Source organism: Cupriavidus sp. 05L411 (assembly GCF_056398045.1).
In genome coordinates this window covers 184,312-203,117 of sequence record NZ_JBFTOQ010000006.1, presented here as the reverse complement: position 1 = coordinate 203,117, position 18,806 = coordinate 184,312, and the positions used below count along the sequence as shown (strand labels likewise).

The window sequence follows — 18,806 nt, the reverse complement described above, 5'->3', positions numbered from 1 at the left end:
ATCATCATCGACTAGAACGACGCAAGAATCCCCACCACTTAGCAGGTGCGCGCCGGATAACTGCCCTGGCTTCGTCCGCACCGTAGAATCCTATTTCATTTAATTGCCCAGTCAAAAATATAACACTTCCCAATTAATTATAATTTCAGTATTTTGCATACTTTATTACAATTTTATTGGCGACAACGAATGGTAATTCCTCGATAGACGAAACATCGATATCTGACGTGCGCAAAGAACAGTGCACGTTCCAGATGAGGTTAGTGTTCTTGTGCACGCCAGATGACCAAATCGGGCGGGATTGGGCGAATTGGTCCACGCCTGACCTTGATGAGAGGCTGACTTGCACCGCCAGGCACCTTGAGCACGCGCGCGTTGTTAAGTGTGGCGATAATCTCAATTCATTTATTTTTGCCGAAAACAAGAACTATCCTGTGTCGCTACCGGGGAATTCTGGCGAATATCTGCTGATACATGCGATCCATACCGGGGCTTTGGCGGCCAATATGCACTTTCATGGAACCAAGCCATCGGAAGGTCTTGCCCGCCCCCGATTGATCCGGGTCACGCCTTGCCGCCACCCGCAGGAGGATTGGCTTGCTGCCAAGCCCTGTCGCCTTGAAGCAGGGGCAAGATATTGCTACGCCATTCCAGTCATCGCTATTTGCCGTGCCGCTGTTACGCGGCTGGAGATTTACAAACCCTTGCCATACCGAGCGCCCGAAATAATCGAAGCTGCCCGCCAGGCCGCCCGCGCCAGCCTGTGTGTGCTGCTGCCAGCCGGCGGCTACGCGGCCGCCGCCACGCCGGAGATTCCCGAGACCGAATATCCGGGAGCCGTTCATCCGAGCGCGGGCCAACGTGTAGTGGATGGCCGCGGTATCCCGGATGCGCCGGCTCTATGGAGTGGGGTGCGCCGCACCGGGCACGGTCCGCCGGGCGCCAGGCGCCGGATCGGTTTTACACAGATTCGTTGATCGGAGGGCTTAGTTGTGCCAATCAGAGTGCTTCTTGCGGATGACCATTCCACGTCGCAGAAAAAGATGCGCCAGGTGTTAGCGCTGATGGATGAAGTCGAGATCGTTGGGGAACCCGTGGATTCCTCCGAACTGATGCAGTGGCTGGGCAGTGCCAGGGCCGATGTCCTGCTCTGCGCCTTTCATCGTCCGGGCCGGCGACATGACGACAATATTGCATTGCTGGATCTTCTGCATGGCACTTGTCCTCGCTTGAAAGTCGTGATCATCACGAAGGTATCCAGCCCGCTGGTCCTGCGAGCCATGATCGTCTCGGGTGCCCATGGTCTGCTGCTGAGGAGCGACCCGGCGAGGGAGATCGCGGGTGCCATCCGGGCCGTCGCGCGAGGGCGAATGTACATCGCGCCATCGGTGCGCAGGCTGATGGCGCATTCGCGGATGGCGGAGGAACCGATCGACGTCTTTGCCAACGACTGCATTTCGGCACGGGAGACCGAAGTGCTGCGCCGCTATACGCGAGGCATGACCGTCGGTGAGATCGCCACGGCGCTGGGCCGCAGCGTCAAGACCGTGAGCACGCAGCGCATCACGGGCATGAAAAAGCTGGGACTTGCAAACGACCGCGAGCTGTATGAGTACGCATTCGCATTTCGGTTTGCCCCTGCCAACGAGGAGACTGCAGCAGTGAAGACGGTCAATTCCCTGCGCGGATAGCGACACTTCAGAGGCTTGCCCGCGGAATGGCGTGGGGTCTAGGGAAAATCGCAGCGGAAATCGAAAATTGAGAATTGTCCGATAGGAAAGCATTCCGATCGGCGGCACTATTCGATCATGCATTCCCATCGACTTCGTGCTGGGCGCCGTCGCGTCAAGATATCGCCGCCGCGCGTAGCCGTTGTGATGCTATATCTTCTGGCCACGGCGTTGCTGCTGTGCGCGGGCATGGCCGCGTTCTTGTACCTGGAGTCTCAATTCGAGAGGAGTATTTCCGCCTATCGGCGCCAGATGAATGCTGCGGCGTATAACGCGCAGGTGTTCCTGGGGCGACGTAGCTCGCTGCTGAGATCCCTGATCGACTCCATATCCGAAGGCAGCGGCGTGCCTGTCCAGTTGCCGACAAGCGAGGCTCATCGCATCGAAGGGATTTCGCTCGCCATCGATCAGCAAGTTGGGAAGAGCTGGACCTTGTATGTGACTGAACGGGACAGGGATGCCATCGCGCGTTCAGGCGCCCATCTGGTCTACTGGACCGCTGCCCGGGCCACTCAGGCAGGACTGAAAAGCGATCGCAGTGCCATCCGGGAGGCACTCTCGCCCGAGGTGAGGAACATGCTGGTTGCGCGGCACGCGCAATCGGCTGACACCGGGTCGATTATCTGGGCCAGCGATCGTATCCATCACCGTCTTTATATGTTTGGCCGGGTCGATCCTGGCGAGAAGACAGCCGGCTGGCTTGGACTGGCGTTGGACAATGTCGAGCCGGGTCTCATGCTGTCCAAGCCTGGCCTAAGCTACATGCTGCTGGACCGTCACGATAACGTTGTTCTCGAAAGCACGGGAGATGTCGAATTAAGACGCGATCTGGCAAGAATGACGCGCGAGGATGCGTTTATTCGATACGGAATAGGCCCAATACCCAAGTACCTGACGCTCAGCAAGGCGGTGGGCGACGACGGCTGGCGTGTTGTTTATTTCATTCGTGCGAGCGCGCTGCTGAAGGTGTGCATGCCGGCTATCCGGCTGGCGCTGGGGGGCTTCCTTCTGCTGATCATCGGCATGGGCATCGGCATCGTGTATATCCATCGGCACCAGATGCTGCCGGCGCGGCAGCAATTTGACAGCCTGATTGAAAGCGAAGCGTTTAGCCGATCCATTATCGAGGCGGCACCGGTGGCATTGTGCGTGCTTCGCCGCCGCGATGGCAACGTGCCGCTTGCCAACGGATTGGCGCGAAGCTGGTTTGATCCCGATGTCTCGTGGCGCGAAGCCGCGCTTTCCAAGGACCGCCATCCGGGCTCCGGCCGCGAACTGGTGCTGCATGACGGCCGTAGCGTCTATGTGTCTTTCGCGTCAGCGCGCTACCAAGGCGAAGACGTGGTGATCTGCGCGTTCAGCGACATCACGGCCCGCAAGGAAATGGAAGCAGCCACGCAGTTGGCCATTCAACGGGCGGAAGCCGCCAATGAGGCCAAGACCGTTTTCCTGACCACCATGAGTCATGAGATTCGTACGCCGCTTTTTGGCATTCTGGGAACACTTGAGCTCCTGGCGTTGAGCGGCACGTCAGGGCAGCAGCGAGAGTACATCAAGGCCATCGAACGGTCCTCGGATTCCCTATTGCAGGTGGTGGATAACACGTTGGACATCTCGCGGATCGAAGCCGGGAGCCTGATGCTCGAACCGGTGGCCTTCTCGCCGCTCGACCTGACGGAAGACGTGCTTGGGTCGTACGCTGCACGCGCGCAGCGCAAGGGCTTGCTCATCTACGCCTGTATCGATGCGGACATTCCCGGGAGCGTACTTGGCGATGCCGCTCGCGTGCGCCAGATCCTGAACAACCTTTTGAACAACGCCATCAAGTTCACGCAGATGGGCCGGGTGGTGCTGCGCGCGCGGATGGTGGCAACCCGGCCGGAAGGCGTCGAACTGATGTGGCAGGTGGCGGACACCGGCATCGGTATCGCCGCGGAAAGCCAGGAGCGCATCTTCGAGTCGTATTATCAGGCAAGCGGTAGCCGGCAGGCGACAGCCAGTTCGGGACTCGGACTTTCGATCTGCCATCGGCTTGCCCAGTTGATGGGCGGCGCTATCCAGGTGGTAAGCGAGCCTGGGCTGGGAAGCCTCTTCTCGGCTACGCTGCCCTTCCCGTTGTGCATCGATGCACCGGATATCGTGACGCCTCAACTACGGCCTGGCGTGGTGTACGTGCGCTCGGATGTGAGGGAGGTCGCCACGCATCTGTGTGCCTGGCTACACCATTGGGGTGCCGTCGCACAGCCTTACTCCGAAACGCAGGGTGGCTTGCATCGGGACGGCATATTGATCGACGTGCGGCCATCGGCGCGCAGTGAGATCCCCTGGGCAGGGCTCAGGGTTCTGGCGATACCGTTTGGACCCGACCATCCGCAGAAGACCGGGGGCGGCTGGCGGGTGAATGGATATAGAGTACGAGCGATCGGCCTTGCAGTCCAGTTTGCGCAGAACGATGTGGGCGAAAGCCGCTGATCATGCCCAAGTGCCCATGGCTCGCATGGGTCGCATTAAGCTCGTGAGGTTGACAACGGATTGTCATCCAATTCACGCCAGACAGGCAGCTAAGGAAAGCTGTAATGGATCCACGCGAGACCTTGGCACACGACGAGATTTGAGCGCCCCGATCGGCTCCGGGTTCCGGACTTCACCTACTTCCGCGCTTGGCAGTCTACCCATTATCCATCACCACCCTCCCCCTCATCATCCTGCGCGGCCAACTCGCTCAACACCAGCGTTTCATGTGCGAGCACGGCCGCCAGCGAAAGCAGATGGCTCTGCGCCTCTTCGGTGATGTTGCACAAGGAGCCGCCGGCAGCGTTCTCGACAGCCACCGAAAGCAGCGCGTTGAGTTGCGCGGTTTTTTCCGCGGCGAGGCTTAGCGGGCTTTCGGAAGGCGCGTGGGCCGTGAGGAAGGTGTCGCGCCCGGCGCGCTGGGCGGTGATGTTGTAGTGCGGATACCTATGCATCGGGCGCCCTCCGTTGGGAGGCGCGCCGGCGCTGGCCGAGGATGGCGGGCTTTGGAGCTGAGATTTGCCCGGGATGGGCGAGCGACGACTGGGGCATGGGTGTGCCTCCTACTTAAGCGATTTCGACCCCGCTCCCCGCTGTCAATCGGAGTTGACAGCCGGAAAGAAGGAACCGGTGAGCTCGAAAGCTCCCCCGCCCAGGCCCGCCCGTAGGGACGCGCAAAGGCAAGACGAACAAAAGCCATATAGAGGCACATGTCCGCGTTCTTAGCAGGCTGTCAAACCCGGTCGCCGTGTTTGCAACGACCTGCGCAGTATAAAGGCACAAAGTACGCTCCAAACCATCCGCTACAAAAAGTCACAGTGCTACGCCATCGGTGGGCAGAAAACACCGAATCAACGCTTTCCAAGCGACAGATCAGTTTTACGGAAGCGGAAAGCCACGGCAAGAAACGGGGGACGCGACGCCAGCGCTTCCTGACGGAGATGGAAAGCGTGGTGCCGTGGTCGCGCCAGATTGCGGCTGTCGAGTCGTACTCGTACTACCCCAAGGGCAAACGTGGACGGCCGCCGATCGGACTGGAGCGAATGCTGCGAATTTACTTCGTTCAGCAGTGGTACGGGCTGTCGGACGAGGCGCTGTACAACAGCATGGGGATGCGGGCGATCGCCGGGATCGACCTGGCAGTCGAAGCGGTGCCAGACGCGACCACACTGCTGAAGTTCCGCCGCCTGCTTGTCGAGCATGAACTGACGCGAAAGCTGTTCGACGAGATCGGCATCATGCTCATGGGGGGCGCTTCAGAAAACGGAAAATACTGCACGCTAAGCTGTCATGGTCTGCCAGATGCCGCCGATGGTTGGTGGCCATGAATTATCCACGTCACCAAATCAAGGCGTAGTACCCCAGATAGAACAGGGCAGTGCCTGCCAACAGCGAGAGCATTGTCCAAGCGAACCTACCAGCAGTTGGCTGACGCGAGTACTTCCACCCCGCCGATGCCCAAGCCACAGCAGGGCCGACCAAAAAAAGGACGATCGCGGCTTGACCCCACCATGACACCGAACAATGCTCGATGTCCCAACAGCTGTGCCACTGCTCGATGAGCGGCCATGCGTATTTCTCTGCCAATTTCGCGGCTACTAGAGCCGACTGCCTCATCGCTACCAGCGCCATGGCGATAAAAGCCACACACCAAGCGAGACGCGTCATGCGACTTCCCACAGCAGGATCTTTTTCGATTTGCCTAAATCCGAGTACCACGCCGACCCAAGCCCCACGGTAAAGCGCAGGAAGTTATTGAGCCGGCCCTGTAGCGACGCGGCCGTGAGTGTTTCGCCGTTCCACAGGTCGATGTGGTCGCCTGTCGGCGAAACTTCGTTGTCACGCAGCCAATAGTCCTTGAAAAAAAATACCCCGCTTGTTCTTGGCGGTATTTCGCCAGTCCTTGCTGGTGATGTCCGTGGGCTTCGGGCATCCCGCAAAAGGCCGTAGCTGCAACCAATTGGCAACCTCCTCAGCCCGCAGCATATGGGCTCGCGGGTGTCCTTCGTACCAACAACACGCCCCTTTGAATGACTTGTTGGTAATGCCGGCAGCGCCCAAGCAAGTTCCAAGCCGGATAGCGCATTCGTCCGAAAATGCCGCCTTGCCGGTTGCAGGATCTTTGCACGGAGCCGACTCTTGTGGATAGGCCGACCATAATTCTGCGAAGGTCACCATTCTCAACGGCGCCTCTACCTTGGATTGCAGGCGGGTGTTGGTAGAAACCTCTTTTTTCTTGTTAGGCATTGCTGTTTTCGTGTTGTTTGGCAAGAGCTTCATCCCCCCAGTAGACGGACAGTGCACCGGCGGAGAGGGTAGAGATGCGCGGCAACTGGCCACGTTCGTCGGTATGTCCAAACAGCTGTCGGCCATCGGATGTCTCGACGAAATAGGGGTAGCCTTCAATTGGTCCCGTAGGCCCCATTGCGATTACAAGCTCGTCGTAGGTTTCGACGAGCGAGTTTGACGCAACCGAGTTCCCCGCGTTGGCTGAAGCTCCGCTCTCGCCGCCCATGTCTTCATACCAGGCCTCGCCGGCCAGTACCGCGACGATGCGTGATGGACTCGGGCATTTGCACAGCACAATGTCGCCGTCAAGAGCAATCTCGCCCATGAACTGCATCTGACGCGGCCCACCAGACTTTGCAATAGTGCCGGTACTCTTGCATCCTTGGCAGTATGCTGTCCCACCAACAAGCGCCGGCTGGTGTCCATGGAAGAAAGCTGGCCGGCCCTCATAACCAGCCACTTGACCGCCGTGCGGGCCGAGTTGGTCTCCAGCGACTGCAATCCTGCGCATCATAATCCGGCTTCCGCGGTCGTGACTGACAACTGTGCATTCCTCATATAGCTCCGTAGTGGGTTGGCATCGTGATATTCGTCGACCATCTATTCGTAAAACTTTATGAGATGCAATAGGATTTGTCAGAATTCATGCTGATGATTTTTGATATCTGTTCTGCGCATTTTCAAATTCTTTGATGATTGGCCGATGTGCGGTACCTGCCCCGCAATCTAGCGCTCTGACATTGCTCGCAGGGGCCGAGACTTTCCCGGAGTCAACTGATGACTCTGGCGCCAAACGTAGTCACCAGTCAGGTTGATATGCTCCCACCCTAGCGGAGACAAATACGGATAGAGGACCGGGTCGACCGGCAGATCGCGATCTGGCATCGCCGGCACTGTGCGCTCGAGATAGACGGTATTCCACAAGACGATGGCCGCTGTAACCAAGTTCAGGCCGCTGGTCCACGTTCATGCCGAATTTGGCATCGAACTCGGGTGAGGTAGCGCCTCGATTTCATTTGATGGCACGCGTGTGGTCAGCGCAGCGTTGCCAAGAGGCCGTTTCAAAAAGATTCTGGCGTCGTTGCGCGGCCTTGGCCGATCCAGTTGTACTGTCTGCGGCCGCGCGCCTAGCCAGAACCGCTTCGCTTCATTTTGAAACGGCCTCTAAGCTGGTCTTGGACACCCCCCTCAGGGGAAAGTGAAGGTGAATTCGGCGGAGCCTCCCGCGTAACCGGCCTTGACCTCGGCGTCGCCACCGGTGCGGATGTACTGTGCCGACAGCGGGATCTTTGCTGTCCTGCCCGGTTTGTCGAGCGTCATCTCGTACTTCTTGGCAGCGCCCGGATCGCCATAGGTGATACGCTCCCGGCTGCCATCCTCGCGCGTCATGATGATGCCGAACCCCTGGGCCAGGCTCTGCCCGCCCGGCGCGCTGAGCCGCAATACCGTCTTGTCTGCATTGGGCGGCGTCGCCTTGTCCCTGAAGCTGATCGTGGGCTTGGCGTTGGCCGCGCAATTGCTCAGGGCGATTTCGAAGTGCTTCGGCGGGGATGTGTCGTTGATCCGCTTGAACCGATCGATGGGAATACTCCCCAGATCGACCGGAATGATCTGATTGGCCACCACGTCGCATTTGTTCGGAATCGGGGGCGGAGGGCCGCCGCCAATGCCGACCATACCCGTGCTGTCGTAGGTAACAGATTGATGGCATCCCGGGCCCAAGGTGGGCATCTGGAACGTGCTGCCCAGGCTCACCCCCACCGACTTCATAAAATCCGCTGCATAGATCGTCACCTGGAGACCACCCGCAACATTGGTCACCTTGATCTCGCCCGGGGGGAGCGCATTCGGGTCCTTGGTCAGCACCAGGTACTGTTTGTAGCTGGCGATGGTGGACCCGGTCTTTATCCCCAGATCGGGCTGAAGCAAGACATTGATCTTCTCGACGGCAAGCGGGTCAGTCTCTTTGCGCAGGGTTCTGGCGACACCGTCCGACGATAGGGCTTCCCACTTGAAGCCGATGCCGTCAATATTCGTTGGCACAATACCATCCGCACCAACGGGCGGCCCGAACCCCATTGCCCAGTGCGCGCCCGTGATCAGCTCGTGAGCGTCCACGGCCGGCGTCGAACCAAAGGTGAAGGACGTCGACAATGCGAACCGCCGTTCCATCAGGATCGTGCCGATGGCCGTACTGCTGGTCAGGGGATTGGTGACCGTCCACGGCTGGATCTCCTGCGGATTGGGGTTCGTGCAGTTGGTGGCCACGCGGTTTTCAAATTGTGCCTGGGCGCTGCCGCTCGCCAGCCCCAGCATCAGCACGGCAAAGAACAGGTGTGCCGATCGGCGCGCGCCCGTGCCATTCCCGGCTGCCCGGATGCCCGGCAATAGGCAATAGGCAATAGGCAATGCATTCGTATTCATGCAGCTCTCCATCTCCCCACCCCTGTCTCCCCAGCCTTTCAAGGCGGCGTCAAAATCCACGGTGCGCGCAGCCAGCAGGACCCGCCACCTGTGCCGCCAGCAACGCATATCCGTTCTTGTGTTCCATGGCGCGGTATTGAAATGCCCTTGCATGCCGTGCCGAAACACGGCATGCAAGGGGCCTGCTAGGCAGGCAGGTCAGTGGACTGCTTCAGCACTTTATTGAATGATGGTGCCGTAGTTGATGCCGGCCTGCGGCAGCTGGGCAGCATTACCGGAAACCCGGTTGCCTTGCATGCGACCGAAGTTCACACCGACCAGGCCACCATAGTTCTGGGAGTAGCTCGACACGAAGTTGACCTTGCCGCTCGCGGTCGAGTAATCGACTTCGCCCTGATTCAGGCCAATCAGGCCGCCCATCGTCACATAGCTGCCACCGCTTACCATGCCGGAAGCCGACGAAGCGCTAACCGCGCCGTGGTTCTGGCCAACCAGGCCGCCCACCAGGCTGCGGCTTTCACCCTTGACGTTGCCGCTGGCCACACCTGACACGATCGCGGTTCCATTGGTGGCGACGTTGGTGCCGACCAGGCCGCCGACAGAGCTGTTCGCACCGGCATAGACTTCGCCGCTCGCTTCCACCGCCAGCAAGTCTCCGCCGTTGTAGCCAACCAGGCCGCCGGTGTGGCTGTTATCGCCGCCCGTGGTCTTGCCTCGCGCCACCGAACTCTGGATGGTGCCGCTGTAGTTGCTGCCGACCAGGCCGCCCACACGGTTGTTGGTGCCGCCGATCACGGCGCCGATGGCTTCCGCGCCGAAGATGGTGCCGCCCTCGTTGGTGCCGGCCAGGCCGCCCACATCGATGCCGGATCTATCCATGACGGTGCCGCTGGTCTTGACATTGGCCAGGCTACCGCTCCGGTTCTGCCCCACCAGGCCGCCGATAGCCGCGGCACCGTTGCCATTTACATTGCCGCTGGTGTAGGAATCGGAAATCCTGCCGCTGCTGTCGTTGAGGCCAACCAGGCCACCGATCACGGCGTTGCCGGAGGCGCCTGTGTTACCGGCGGAGAAGGCGCGCTCGATGACGCCACCGTTGTTGTAGCCCACCAGGCCGCCCACGTTCAGGCCGCCGTAGGATGTGCCGACGGTGCCCCGGCTGGACGAATCGGCGATATAGGCGTTAGGCCCGGCGTTCAGCCCGACCAGGCCGCCGATCGACTGGGTCAGGGCGCTGCCAGACAGGCAGGAAGCGTTCACCGAAGCGCGGTCGATGGAGCCGTCGATCAGGTTCTTCCCTACCAGGCCACCCATTGAATAGCCCCGCCCGGTGTTGTTAGTGAGGCGCACGCCGGTGGCGTTGACGTTGGAGATGGTGCCGGAGTTCTGACCGACCAGCGCGCCCAGCGCAGCGGCGCCGGCATTGGCAGACGTCGCGTTGACCGTCAACGCCGCCAGGCCGAGGTTGCTGATGCTGCCGGACGATGCCGAGAACAGGCCGGACAAAGGCCCGGTGCTGGTCACCGAGAGATTGTTCAAGGTGTTGCCCAGGCCGTCGAAGGTGCCGTAGAACGTGCCGTAGTCGCCGCCAATCGACTTCATGCTGCCGCCGCTGATCTTGTTGCCCAGCACGTAGTAGCCGCCCAGATTGTCGTTGATGCCCTGCAGCTGCGCGAGATTCTGGATCACGTTATAGGAAAAGCCGTTCGACCTGAACGACGCGCCCGTCCCGGACAAGGTGACCACCGCGCCTTCGTTCAGGTTCAGCGAACGGCCATAGTTCAACTCCAGGCCGTTGCCGGCCCCGCTGAGCGTGACCTTGTTGTTCAGGTTGATATCCTTGGCGCCGCCGGCGGTCATGGCCACGCTGGCGTTGACGCCGGTGGCGCTCAGCGCTCCGTTTACATTGACATCGCCAGCCGAGGCCAGCGTCAGCTTGTTGCCGCTGTTCCAGCTGATCGGCGCGTTGACCGAAATACTGCCAACGGTGCTGGCCAGCTCGATATTGGTGGTGCCGAGGTTGCGCGAGAGCGTGTCGCTAAACGCGGTATTTTCGCCACTGGCAGCGGTCTGGCCGACGTTGATATCCATCGCGCTGAGCTTCCAGGTGCCTGTCTGCCCGTTATTGGCCTGGGTGTTGACCTGGGTGGCCAACTGCACCTGCACATCCGCGCCGCGGGTCTCGATGGTGCCGCCGTTGCCCGGGCCGGCCATCGCGCTGGCGTTCAGGCTGCCGGCCACGCGCACGACGCCGGCGCTGCCGCCGTCCAGCGTGATCTTGCCGGAATTGCCCTGCAAGGTCTTGGCCTCGATCATGCCGGTATTGTTCACCACCGCCTGCTGCAAGCTGCCCGCGGCACGGGCCGTCATCAGCACCTGGCCGCCGTTGGCCTTGAGCAGGCCGCCGTTTTGCACCAGCGAGCCCACCAGGCCGTCATTCACCTTCAGGTTGAGCAGGTTGCTGGCGTCGAAGCTCACGGTGAAGTCATTGCCGGCGCCTAGCGCCACCCGGCCCATCTGCGCCTGGATAAGGCCAGTGTTGTTCACCGTCCTGCCCAGCAACGCCACGCTGCCGCCCGGGGCGGCGGTAATCCGGCCGGAATTGATGATCGACGCACCCGCGCCGCCGGCAAAGCGGTAGGTCCCGCTATTGAAATCCGCATTGCTGATGTCCTGCGTCGAGGCCACCAGGCCGCCCACGTTGACCTGGGCGGTCTGCCCGAACACCATCCCGTTGGGGTTGACCAGGAAGACGCGGCCATTGGCATCGATCTGGCCCTGGATATTGCTGGCGTTCGCACTGACCACGCGGTTGAGCGCGATCGAGTTGCTGTCGGGCTGGTTGAAGGAGACCTTCTCCCCCGCGTTAATGCTGAACCCGTTCCAGTTGATGATCAGCTTGTCGCTCGACTGGTTGATCGACATGTCCCGGCCGTTGTTGTAGGACGCAACGTTGCCGGTGCCCGATACGATCACATTGCCGGTCGGCAAGGCATGCGCCGGCGCAAGCGCCCCCAGCCCCAACAGTGCCACGGCGGCAGCAATCACGCGCCTGGCACCGCCAGACTTGCCGCGGCGGCGAGCCCCTTCACTGGCGACGTTCCAGCATCCCTGGGCCTGATTCCAGACCAGTGCATAGCTTTTGTTCATATTGACCTCTTTCCTTGTTATTGAGAAAGCTGCATCCATCCCGGCAGCACGGGTACTGCACCGACACGGTCCACGGCGCGCTCAGAAGTACTGCGCGCCCTGAACCCAAAACCTGGGGCTGCGCACCGGCCCCCCGCTTGCGTCGCGCTGGCCCACCGGCCAGGCCAGCGCCAGGCTGATCTGATGTCCCTGCCCGGCCCAGGCGCCACCGATGCCCGCCCCCGTCAACCGGCGCGTATTGCGCTCCCTGGTCCAAGGCTGCTTGTTGATGTCCACCACGCTTTTGTCCACGAAGGCGCTCAACTGCCAGCCAGGGGCCACCGCGTAGCGCAACTCCAGGCTGGCCTGCCAGCCCTGGTCGCCGCTGCCGGCACCGAGCGCGTAGGCGCGCACGCCATAGGGCCCGCCCATGCCGAACTTCTCCGAGCCGTCCAGGTTGCCGGACGCCCATTGCGCGTTGACCTGGCCATAGAGCTGGAAGCGATTGCTCAGCCGCTGCAGGCGCGCCGCGCTCAGGTTCATCTTGCTGAAGCTGCCGCCGGTTCTCGCGCTGATCTGGTCGATGAACTCGGTGAGCGGATCGTCGATGCGAAGCCGTCCCGTGCTGTAGCTCGCCGAGAACATGGTCTGGCCGCCGCCGAATACGTTGTCCTGGCCGTTGCCGTTCACGCCGGCGGTCCACAGCCCCACGCGCTTGCCGACGTTGGTTTCGAAGAGATCCATCTCGTCGCGCAGCCGCTTGTCGTCGTACTGCAGCTGGGCGCTCAGGTTGAAGGCGCGGCCGCGCAGCAGCGGCTGCGAGACGAAGACGCTGCGGATGCTGGCGCGGCCGTGCGCTTCCAGCACCGCGAAATCCTTGCCGAGGTGATAGCCCATATCCGAGTACGACACGCCCACGCGTGTGGACCAGGGACCGGCCGGCAACTGGTAGCCGGCACGGTAGTAGCGCTGCCGTTTGTCGCTGGCAAGCACGCGCAGGCTCAGTTGGTCCCCCAGCCGCAACGGGTTGTTCAGGTAGAAGCTGCCGCCCAGGCGGTATTCGCCGGTGTAGTAGCCGCCGTAGTTGTCCGCCTCCAGACTGCCACCGGCCAGCGGCCCGGGCTCCGCCTCGACCAGCAGGTCGGTGGTACCGGGCTCGGTGCCGGACTGCAAGGTACCCTTGGCCTCGGCGCCGGGGATATCGTTGAGCAGCAGCAGGCTGCTTTCCAGTTCCGCGCTATGCACCGCCTCGCCGCTCCTGAGCCCCGACAGCGGCTGGCGCAGCACGCCGTCAAGCGCGCGCGACTTGTTCTGCAGCACGATCCGCCCGTACCTGCCCTCCATGACTTCGAGCCGGACCAAGCCGTCCTCGATATCCTGCGGCGGCAGGAAGGCGCGCGCCAGCAGGTAGCCATGCTCGTGGTAATACGCGGTGATGCGGTCCGCCGCCGCGCGCAGGCCTGCGAGGTCCTGCTCGCTACCGTTCAGGTCGCTCAGCAAGGGCAGCAGTTGCGCCGAGTCGAACACCTTGTTCCCGTCGATGCGAAAGCCCTGCACCTTCAGGCGCATCCCCGGATCGGCGGACGCGGCGGGCGCGGCGGGCGCGGTGCGATCGTCCGCCTTGGGCAGGTCCAGCTCCAGACTGGACGGCGCAGGCAGTTCCGGACGCACGGCCTCGAGATCGCGCATGGTCTGCCCGGCCCTGGGTATGTTGGGTACACTCGCCGCATTCGCCGTACTGGGGGCGTTGGGGGCGTTGGGCGCATTGGGCGCACCGGGCACCTGCGCATGCCCCGCGACCGGCAGCAGCAACATCAGGCCGACACCGCAGGCTCGCAGCCCGAAGGCGCGGCGCGCAGCCCGGTCACCGACCGCCCGGCGGGCTTGTGCATCGACATCGACATCGACAGAATTTTCACGACCAGCAGTCACTTGATTTCTTCCCATGGCAATCCATTCATTTCACGAGCGGCGCAATCGATGTGCATGCGCCGCTCTCAGCCCGATGGCGTTGGACTTCCTCATCGAGCCACCCATCGACCCGCGCCGAAACTACCTTTTGACGTTTGCATTGCCGACGATCAGTTCGCCGCTATCCCTGACGGCTTCGTAATGCACCACCGCCTCGTCCGCGGTGGCGCCCTTCAAGCCGGGCAGCGTGAACCGCGTGACGCCAAGCGGCGCGATGGTCTGGCCGTCCAGCTCCACCGATGCGCCCCCGCGCCCGACTTCCATCCGCGCCAGCGACACGTGGTAAGGCGTAGGGTTGCTTGCTTCGAGGACGGCGCCGCCCGCCATGCCTTCCCTGCCGAACGCCCATGTCACCTGCCCGATGGCCTCGTCCGCAGTGCCGGGCAATCCTGCCGGCCGGAACAGCAGCTTCATGCGCGTGCGGTAAGACAGGCGCAGCAGACTGGCGCTATCCCCGGCCAGCGGCGGCACCTCCAGAAAATTGATCCAGAACACCGACTCGCGATCCCCCGGCAGCGGCTCACCGGTGTAGCGCAGCCGGAGCACCGTCTTGCGCTCCGGGTCCAGCCTGAGCAACGGCGGCGACAAGATGAAGGGCACGCTCAGCCTGGCCGGATCGGCATTGACCTCGCCCTGGTCCAGCCAGGCCTGGACCAGGATCGGGCTGTCGCCTGCATTGCGCAGCCTCACGCTCAGCTCCGACAGATCGGCGGGGTAGACGAAGCGGGTGCCGATGATCGACAACGCCGCCAGCGCCCCGGCCGGCGCCAGGCACAGCAGCAAGGCCAGCATGGCTCCAGCGCCGCGCCACGGCCGCTCGCAACGCGGCCTGCGATCGCTTCTGCCCGCAATGATCGGATGGGTCATGCTGCTCGGCCTCCCCTGGTTCAGCATGCCGGCCGGGTTGCCTGGCGCTGCCGTCCTGGTGCTGCACGGTTGCCCGGCTCCGGGCTGCTTCGGCCTCACGGACGCGCCGCCAGCTCTTTGCTGCCCACGCCACTGGCCGACAATGGAAGGCACGGCAGGTCCAGCATCTCGTAGCCGCTGCGTTTGCCCTGCACGCGCGCGGGCAACTTGTAGTCGATCACGCAGCGCTCTTCGGGCTTCTTGCCCCATTCGACGCGGATCGAGCCGCCTTCCTTCTCGGTGCGCACCACCAGGCGGCTGCCCTGGCCCACGGCGCCGATTTCCATGCCGCCTTCGGCATCGATGGCGGTGGCGGCGAAGGGCAGCAGTTCGCCATTGGGCATGCGGCTGTTGATGAGCACGGCGCGCGCCCTGCGTGTTTCGTAGGTGAGCATCACCACCGAGCCAGCGCGCGGCGCGACACTGCGCGAGGTCACCTTCAGTTCGACGTCGTCGGGGATGCCCTTGGGATCGACATCGATGCTGTTCAACTGATAAGGGATCAGGCTGGGGACGACCGCGTAGCCGCGCCGGTCCACGCTGGCGCCGCCGTAGCCGACCCGGGCGCCCTGCGCATCCGCTGCATGGACCACGCCGATGGTCTCGCCAAGGGTCTGTGCCATGGAAATGCCGCCCGGATGAACGACCATGCCGCCCTGCGCGCTGGCCGATGCCTGCCGATAGCCTTGACCCTGGCCAATGCTGGCACCCAGCGTGACGTCGGACAGGCGCCAGTTGATGCTGGCGTTGCCCGAGGCGGCATTGCGCCGGTCGTCATAAGTGCCGGAGACCGAGTACGAGCCCTTGCCCTGCTGGTCGATGATCCCCGACACGCCGGAAGAAACCTGCGTGCCGGCACTGTCGTCGTGCGTGACGAAGGCGTTCAGGACGGGAGCGCCGCGGGCGGACTTTCCCAGTGGAATCGACAGGTTGAGGCTGACCAGCGTGCTGTTGCCGCTGCTCGCTCCCCCATACAAGGCCCCACCGCCCCCCGCGTTCTGCACGCGCTGCACGGACACGGAATAGGTGTTGCCGCGCCACTGGTTGGTGTAGCCCAGCGTGAAACTGAGCGCCTGGCCACGCTRGTTCCAGTACTGGAGCGAGGAGCCGTTGAGGTAGACATTGCCGCCGCTCGCGCCGAGCTGCTGGCTGATATTGGCATCCACTCTGCTGCGCGTGCGCGCGAACGAATCGGCCGCCGCGCCGCGCTCGACGGCATCGTGCAGCATCAGCGCATCGCGCAGACCAAGATAGCCACGCGTGGAATAGCGGTACGCCAGCAGCGAGAAACTGGTACCGCTGTTCGGCAAATTCTTGCTGTACGAAACACGGAAGCTGGAGCCACGCAGGCTATCGCCGTTTGGCACGGTGGCCCTGGCCCACGTGACGTCGGCGCCAAAGCCACCAAAGCGCGTGTTGAGCGCTCCGCCCAGCAGCCCGGACACATAGTTGCTGGCGAAGGCCACACCACCGTAGCCAGTGACCATATTGTTGATGCCGTGTTGCAGTGTGCCCTGCATGACGTACTGTCCGCTGCCTTGCAGCGAGGGGTCGCTAGCCCTGCCCGCGGTCACGCTGTAGCGCGTGACGCCGGGCCGCAACAATTGCACGGTGGTGGCAAAGGGCACCAGGAAGGTACGCGCCTGCCCGTTGGCCTCTGTCACGGTCACCTGCAGGTCGCCGCCGTAGCTGGCAACCTGCAGGTCATTGATCTCGAACGGCCCCGGTGCCACGGTGGTCTCGTAGACCAGGAAGCCGCGCTGGTGGACCGATACCCGGGCGTTCGAGCCGGCGGTACCACGCACCACGGGTGCATAGTAGCGCTGCGTCTCGGGCAGCATGCGGTCGTCGCTGAAGATCTGCGCACCACGGAAAGACACCGAATCGAACAGCTCGCCGCTGGTCGAGCTCTCGCCGACCAGCAATTGCGAGCGCAGCTCGGGCAGATCGGTCTGACCATAGATATAGCCACGCTGATAGCGCGTGCCAGTCGGCGCCGACCAGGTAACCGAGCCGTTGTGGCGCAATCGCAGCGGCCCGAGGTTTGCCCCCAGGTTCAGGCCCGCGTAGGCCTGGGTGGTGTTGCGTCCCTGGCTCTGCGTGGTGAAGACATTGGTGTTGTAGTTGAGCAGCAGCGCCGGAACGCCACTGTCCCAACGCTGCGGATCGACATAGTTCTTCGATGTGGTCAGCCGCAGATAGTATTGCGGCACGGAAAGATAGATCGCCTGCTCCGCCTGGTCGAACTTGAGTTCGGCGCCGGGAACATAGCTACCGATGTCGGCACAGACCGGGCCTTCCGGCATCGGGTTGGGCGGCCGTGCGGGATCCTGGCCGCGCGCGCTCTTGCGCAGATCGACACCTGCGCGGGTGAGCAGATCGCGGTCGTAGCATGCCTGCGCGCTTTCCCGGCCTGCAACCTGCCGGAACTCGATATCCTCGGTGCCGCGCCATTGGCCATTGACATGCAGTTCGACGCGGTACTTGCCCGGTGCGACGATATCCAGCCGTTCGAAACGGCTGGTATCGATCGTGATGCCCTCGGTGCCCTGCGCCAGCATGTAGGAGTCGAATATCACCCGTTTGCCGTCCAGGGCGGACAGCAGCCGCGGCTCGGGCGCGGGCCCGCTTCCATCGCTGCCGGCACTTCGCGCGCGCTCCGGGTCGCTGTCCTGTATCTCTTTGCTTTCCTGCGCCAGGGTCTCGCCAATCTGCGCGCCGAGATCCATGGACTGGCGCGTCCCCGCGCCCTGCCCACCCACAACGGTCGCCGCCGCCCAGGCGGTAGGCGACATCGCGATCGCCGCCACGGCGCCGATCAGGCGAGGCGCAAGGCGCCCCGGCCTGGAGGTCGGCAGCGCAGCCACACTGCCGGCGCGAGCTGGGCATGCGGGTTGAACAAGGCGAACTGAGGATGGCATAGACCGACGAATTTGTCCTATCTGCGGAAGCTGGAGGCCGCTGTACAACCGATAAGGCGAAAGGAATTGGGACGGGAGTGCCTAGAGGCCGTTTCAAAACAGAACCGCTTCGCTTCATGTTGAAACGGCCTCTTAGTGGCTAATTTGCCAATGCCTTCTCTTCCGTGTACCGGCCACCGTAGTCGTTGATGACTTCGTATCGGACCAGGGCACCGGGATGATTTCCGGGCTTTGCTTCGGGCAGCACAAAGGTCTCCTTGCCAAGCGGGGCCACCATGCCACCGCCCGCGGAGACAAACTTGCCCTCCAGCCTGGCGTCGACCCGGCCGAAGGAAACGTAGTAGGGCGTAGGGTTGCTGACCTCAACGGCAAGCTGCTTCGCCGTCTTTCCACCCGGCCCCTGGCCATCCACAGTGACCAGCTTCCAGGCAAGCTTGCCGGGAGCGGCATCGACGTCCGTCAGTTGCACAGGCCGGAAGAAGACCTTGATTCGGCTGCGGAAGGCGAACAGGAGCGCATTCTCGGCGTCCTCCTTCTTCGAGGGCACCTCCAGCACATTGAGCCAGAACACCGTCTCACGGTCGGCCGGCAGTGGCTCCTGCGTATAGACGATGCGCAGCACCGCGCCCTTGCTCGGCTCTACCCGGCCGACCGCCGGCGAGAGCATGAAGGGAACGCGGACTTTCTCAGGCGGCATGTCCGCCTGGCCATCGTCCAGCCAGTTCTGCACGAGAACGGGCTCGCTGCCGATGTTGTTCAGCCTTACGGTAACCTCGCGGGCATCGGACGGGAATACCAGTCGCGTACCCTGTATGACAATGGAAGCCTGCGCCACGCTGGCGCAGGCGGCGAGCGCCACGACACCGGCGGCAAGAAGTGAAGAGATGCGAGCGACCGACGTCATGGCATTCCTGGCAATGAAACC

Annotated in this window: 11 protein-coding genes and 3 pseudogenes; 4 read left to right on the top strand and 10 right to left on the bottom strand. The window is 62.6% G+C overall.

The annotated features are described in order from the left end of the window. Positions 1-227: 227 nt before the first annotated feature. The 3 genes from AC1DQR_RS09430 (at position 228) to AC1DQR_RS09420 (ending at position 4,202) form a co-directional block, all read left to right on the top strand. Positions 228-977 (top strand): hypothetical protein, encoded by a 750-nt coding sequence (locus AC1DQR_RS09430; RefSeq protein WP_477132911.1) that lies wholly within the window; start codon positions 228-230, stop codon positions 975-977. A gap of 15 nt (positions 978-992) precedes the next feature. Beyond that, positions 993-1,691, top strand: a complete 699-nt coding sequence (locus tag AC1DQR_RS09425; RefSeq protein WP_477132910.1) for a LuxR C-terminal-related transcriptional regulator — start codon at positions 993-995, stop codon at positions 1,689-1,691. Positions 1,692-1,877: 186 nt separating this feature from the next. Continuing rightward, positions 1,878-4,202 (top strand): ATP-binding protein, encoded by a 2,325-nt coding sequence (locus AC1DQR_RS09420; protein ID WP_477132909.1) that lies wholly within the window; start codon positions 1,878-1,880, stop codon positions 4,200-4,202. 203 nt (positions 4,203-4,405) lie between these two features. On the opposite strand, the gene AC1DQR_RS09415 is transcribed toward AC1DQR_RS09420, so the two are convergent. Continuing rightward, positions 4,406-4,696 (bottom strand): hypothetical protein, encoded by a 291-nt coding sequence (locus AC1DQR_RS09415; RefSeq protein ID WP_416048823.1) that lies wholly within the window; start codon positions 4,694-4,696, stop codon positions 4,406-4,408. Positions 4,697-5,059: 363 nt separating this feature from the next. On the opposite strand from AC1DQR_RS09415, the pseudogene AC1DQR_RS09410 reads away from it, so the two are divergent. Next, positions 5,060-5,485, top strand: a pseudogene (locus AC1DQR_RS09410) (transposase); the annotation flags it as partial. Positions 5,486-5,905: 420 nt separating this feature from the next. Here the strand turns inward: AC1DQR_RS09410 and AC1DQR_RS09405 are convergent. From AC1DQR_RS09405 to AC1DQR_RS09365, 9 genes and pseudogenes are all read right to left on the bottom strand, one after another. Then, a pseudogene (locus AC1DQR_RS09405) lies at positions 5,906-6,419 on the bottom strand (T6SS effector amidase Tae4 family protein). 61 nt (positions 6,420-6,480) lie between these two features. Then, entirely contained in the window at positions 6,481-6,855 is a 375-nt protein-coding gene (locus AC1DQR_RS09400) for a hypothetical protein (RefSeq protein ID WP_477132908.1), read from the bottom strand. A gap of 401 nt (positions 6,856-7,256) precedes the next feature. Next, positions 7,257-7,487 (bottom strand): annotated as a pseudogene (locus tag AC1DQR_RS09395) (Tn3 family transposase); the annotation flags it as partial. A gap of 231 nt (positions 7,488-7,718) precedes the next feature. Continuing rightward, the gene (locus tag AC1DQR_RS09390) at positions 7,719-8,954 is read right to left on the bottom strand and encodes a fimbrial protein (RefSeq protein ID WP_477132907.1); all 1,236 of its coding nucleotides are present in this window, start codon (positions 8,952-8,954) and stop codon (positions 7,719-7,721) included. Positions 8,955-9,173: 219 nt separating this feature from the next. After that, positions 9,174-12,104 (bottom strand): two-partner secretion domain-containing protein, encoded by a 2,931-nt coding sequence (locus AC1DQR_RS09385; RefSeq protein ID WP_477132906.1) that lies wholly within the window; start codon positions 12,102-12,104, stop codon positions 9,174-9,176. 81 nt (positions 12,105-12,185) lie between these two features. After that, positions 12,186-14,015 (bottom strand): ShlB/FhaC/HecB family hemolysin secretion/activation protein, encoded by a 1,830-nt coding sequence (locus AC1DQR_RS09380; RefSeq protein WP_477132905.1) that lies wholly within the window; start codon positions 14,013-14,015, stop codon positions 12,186-12,188. Positions 14,016-14,135: 120 nt separating this feature from the next. Next, on the bottom strand, positions 14,136-14,846 hold the full coding sequence (locus AC1DQR_RS09375; RefSeq protein WP_416048829.1) for a fimbria/pilus periplasmic chaperone: 711 nt from the start codon (positions 14,844-14,846) through the stop codon (positions 14,136-14,138). Positions 14,847-15,016: 170 nt separating this feature from the next. Then, positions 15,017-17,755, bottom strand: a complete 2,739-nt coding sequence (locus AC1DQR_RS09370; protein ID WP_477132904.1) for a fimbria/pilus outer membrane usher protein — start codon at positions 17,753-17,755, stop codon at positions 15,017-15,019. Positions 17,756-18,020: 265 nt separating this feature from the next. Further along, on the bottom strand, positions 18,021-18,785 hold the full coding sequence (locus tag AC1DQR_RS09365; protein WP_416048831.1) for a fimbrial biogenesis chaperone: 765 nt from the start codon (positions 18,783-18,785) through the stop codon (positions 18,021-18,023). Positions 18,786-18,806: the final 21 nt, after the last annotated feature.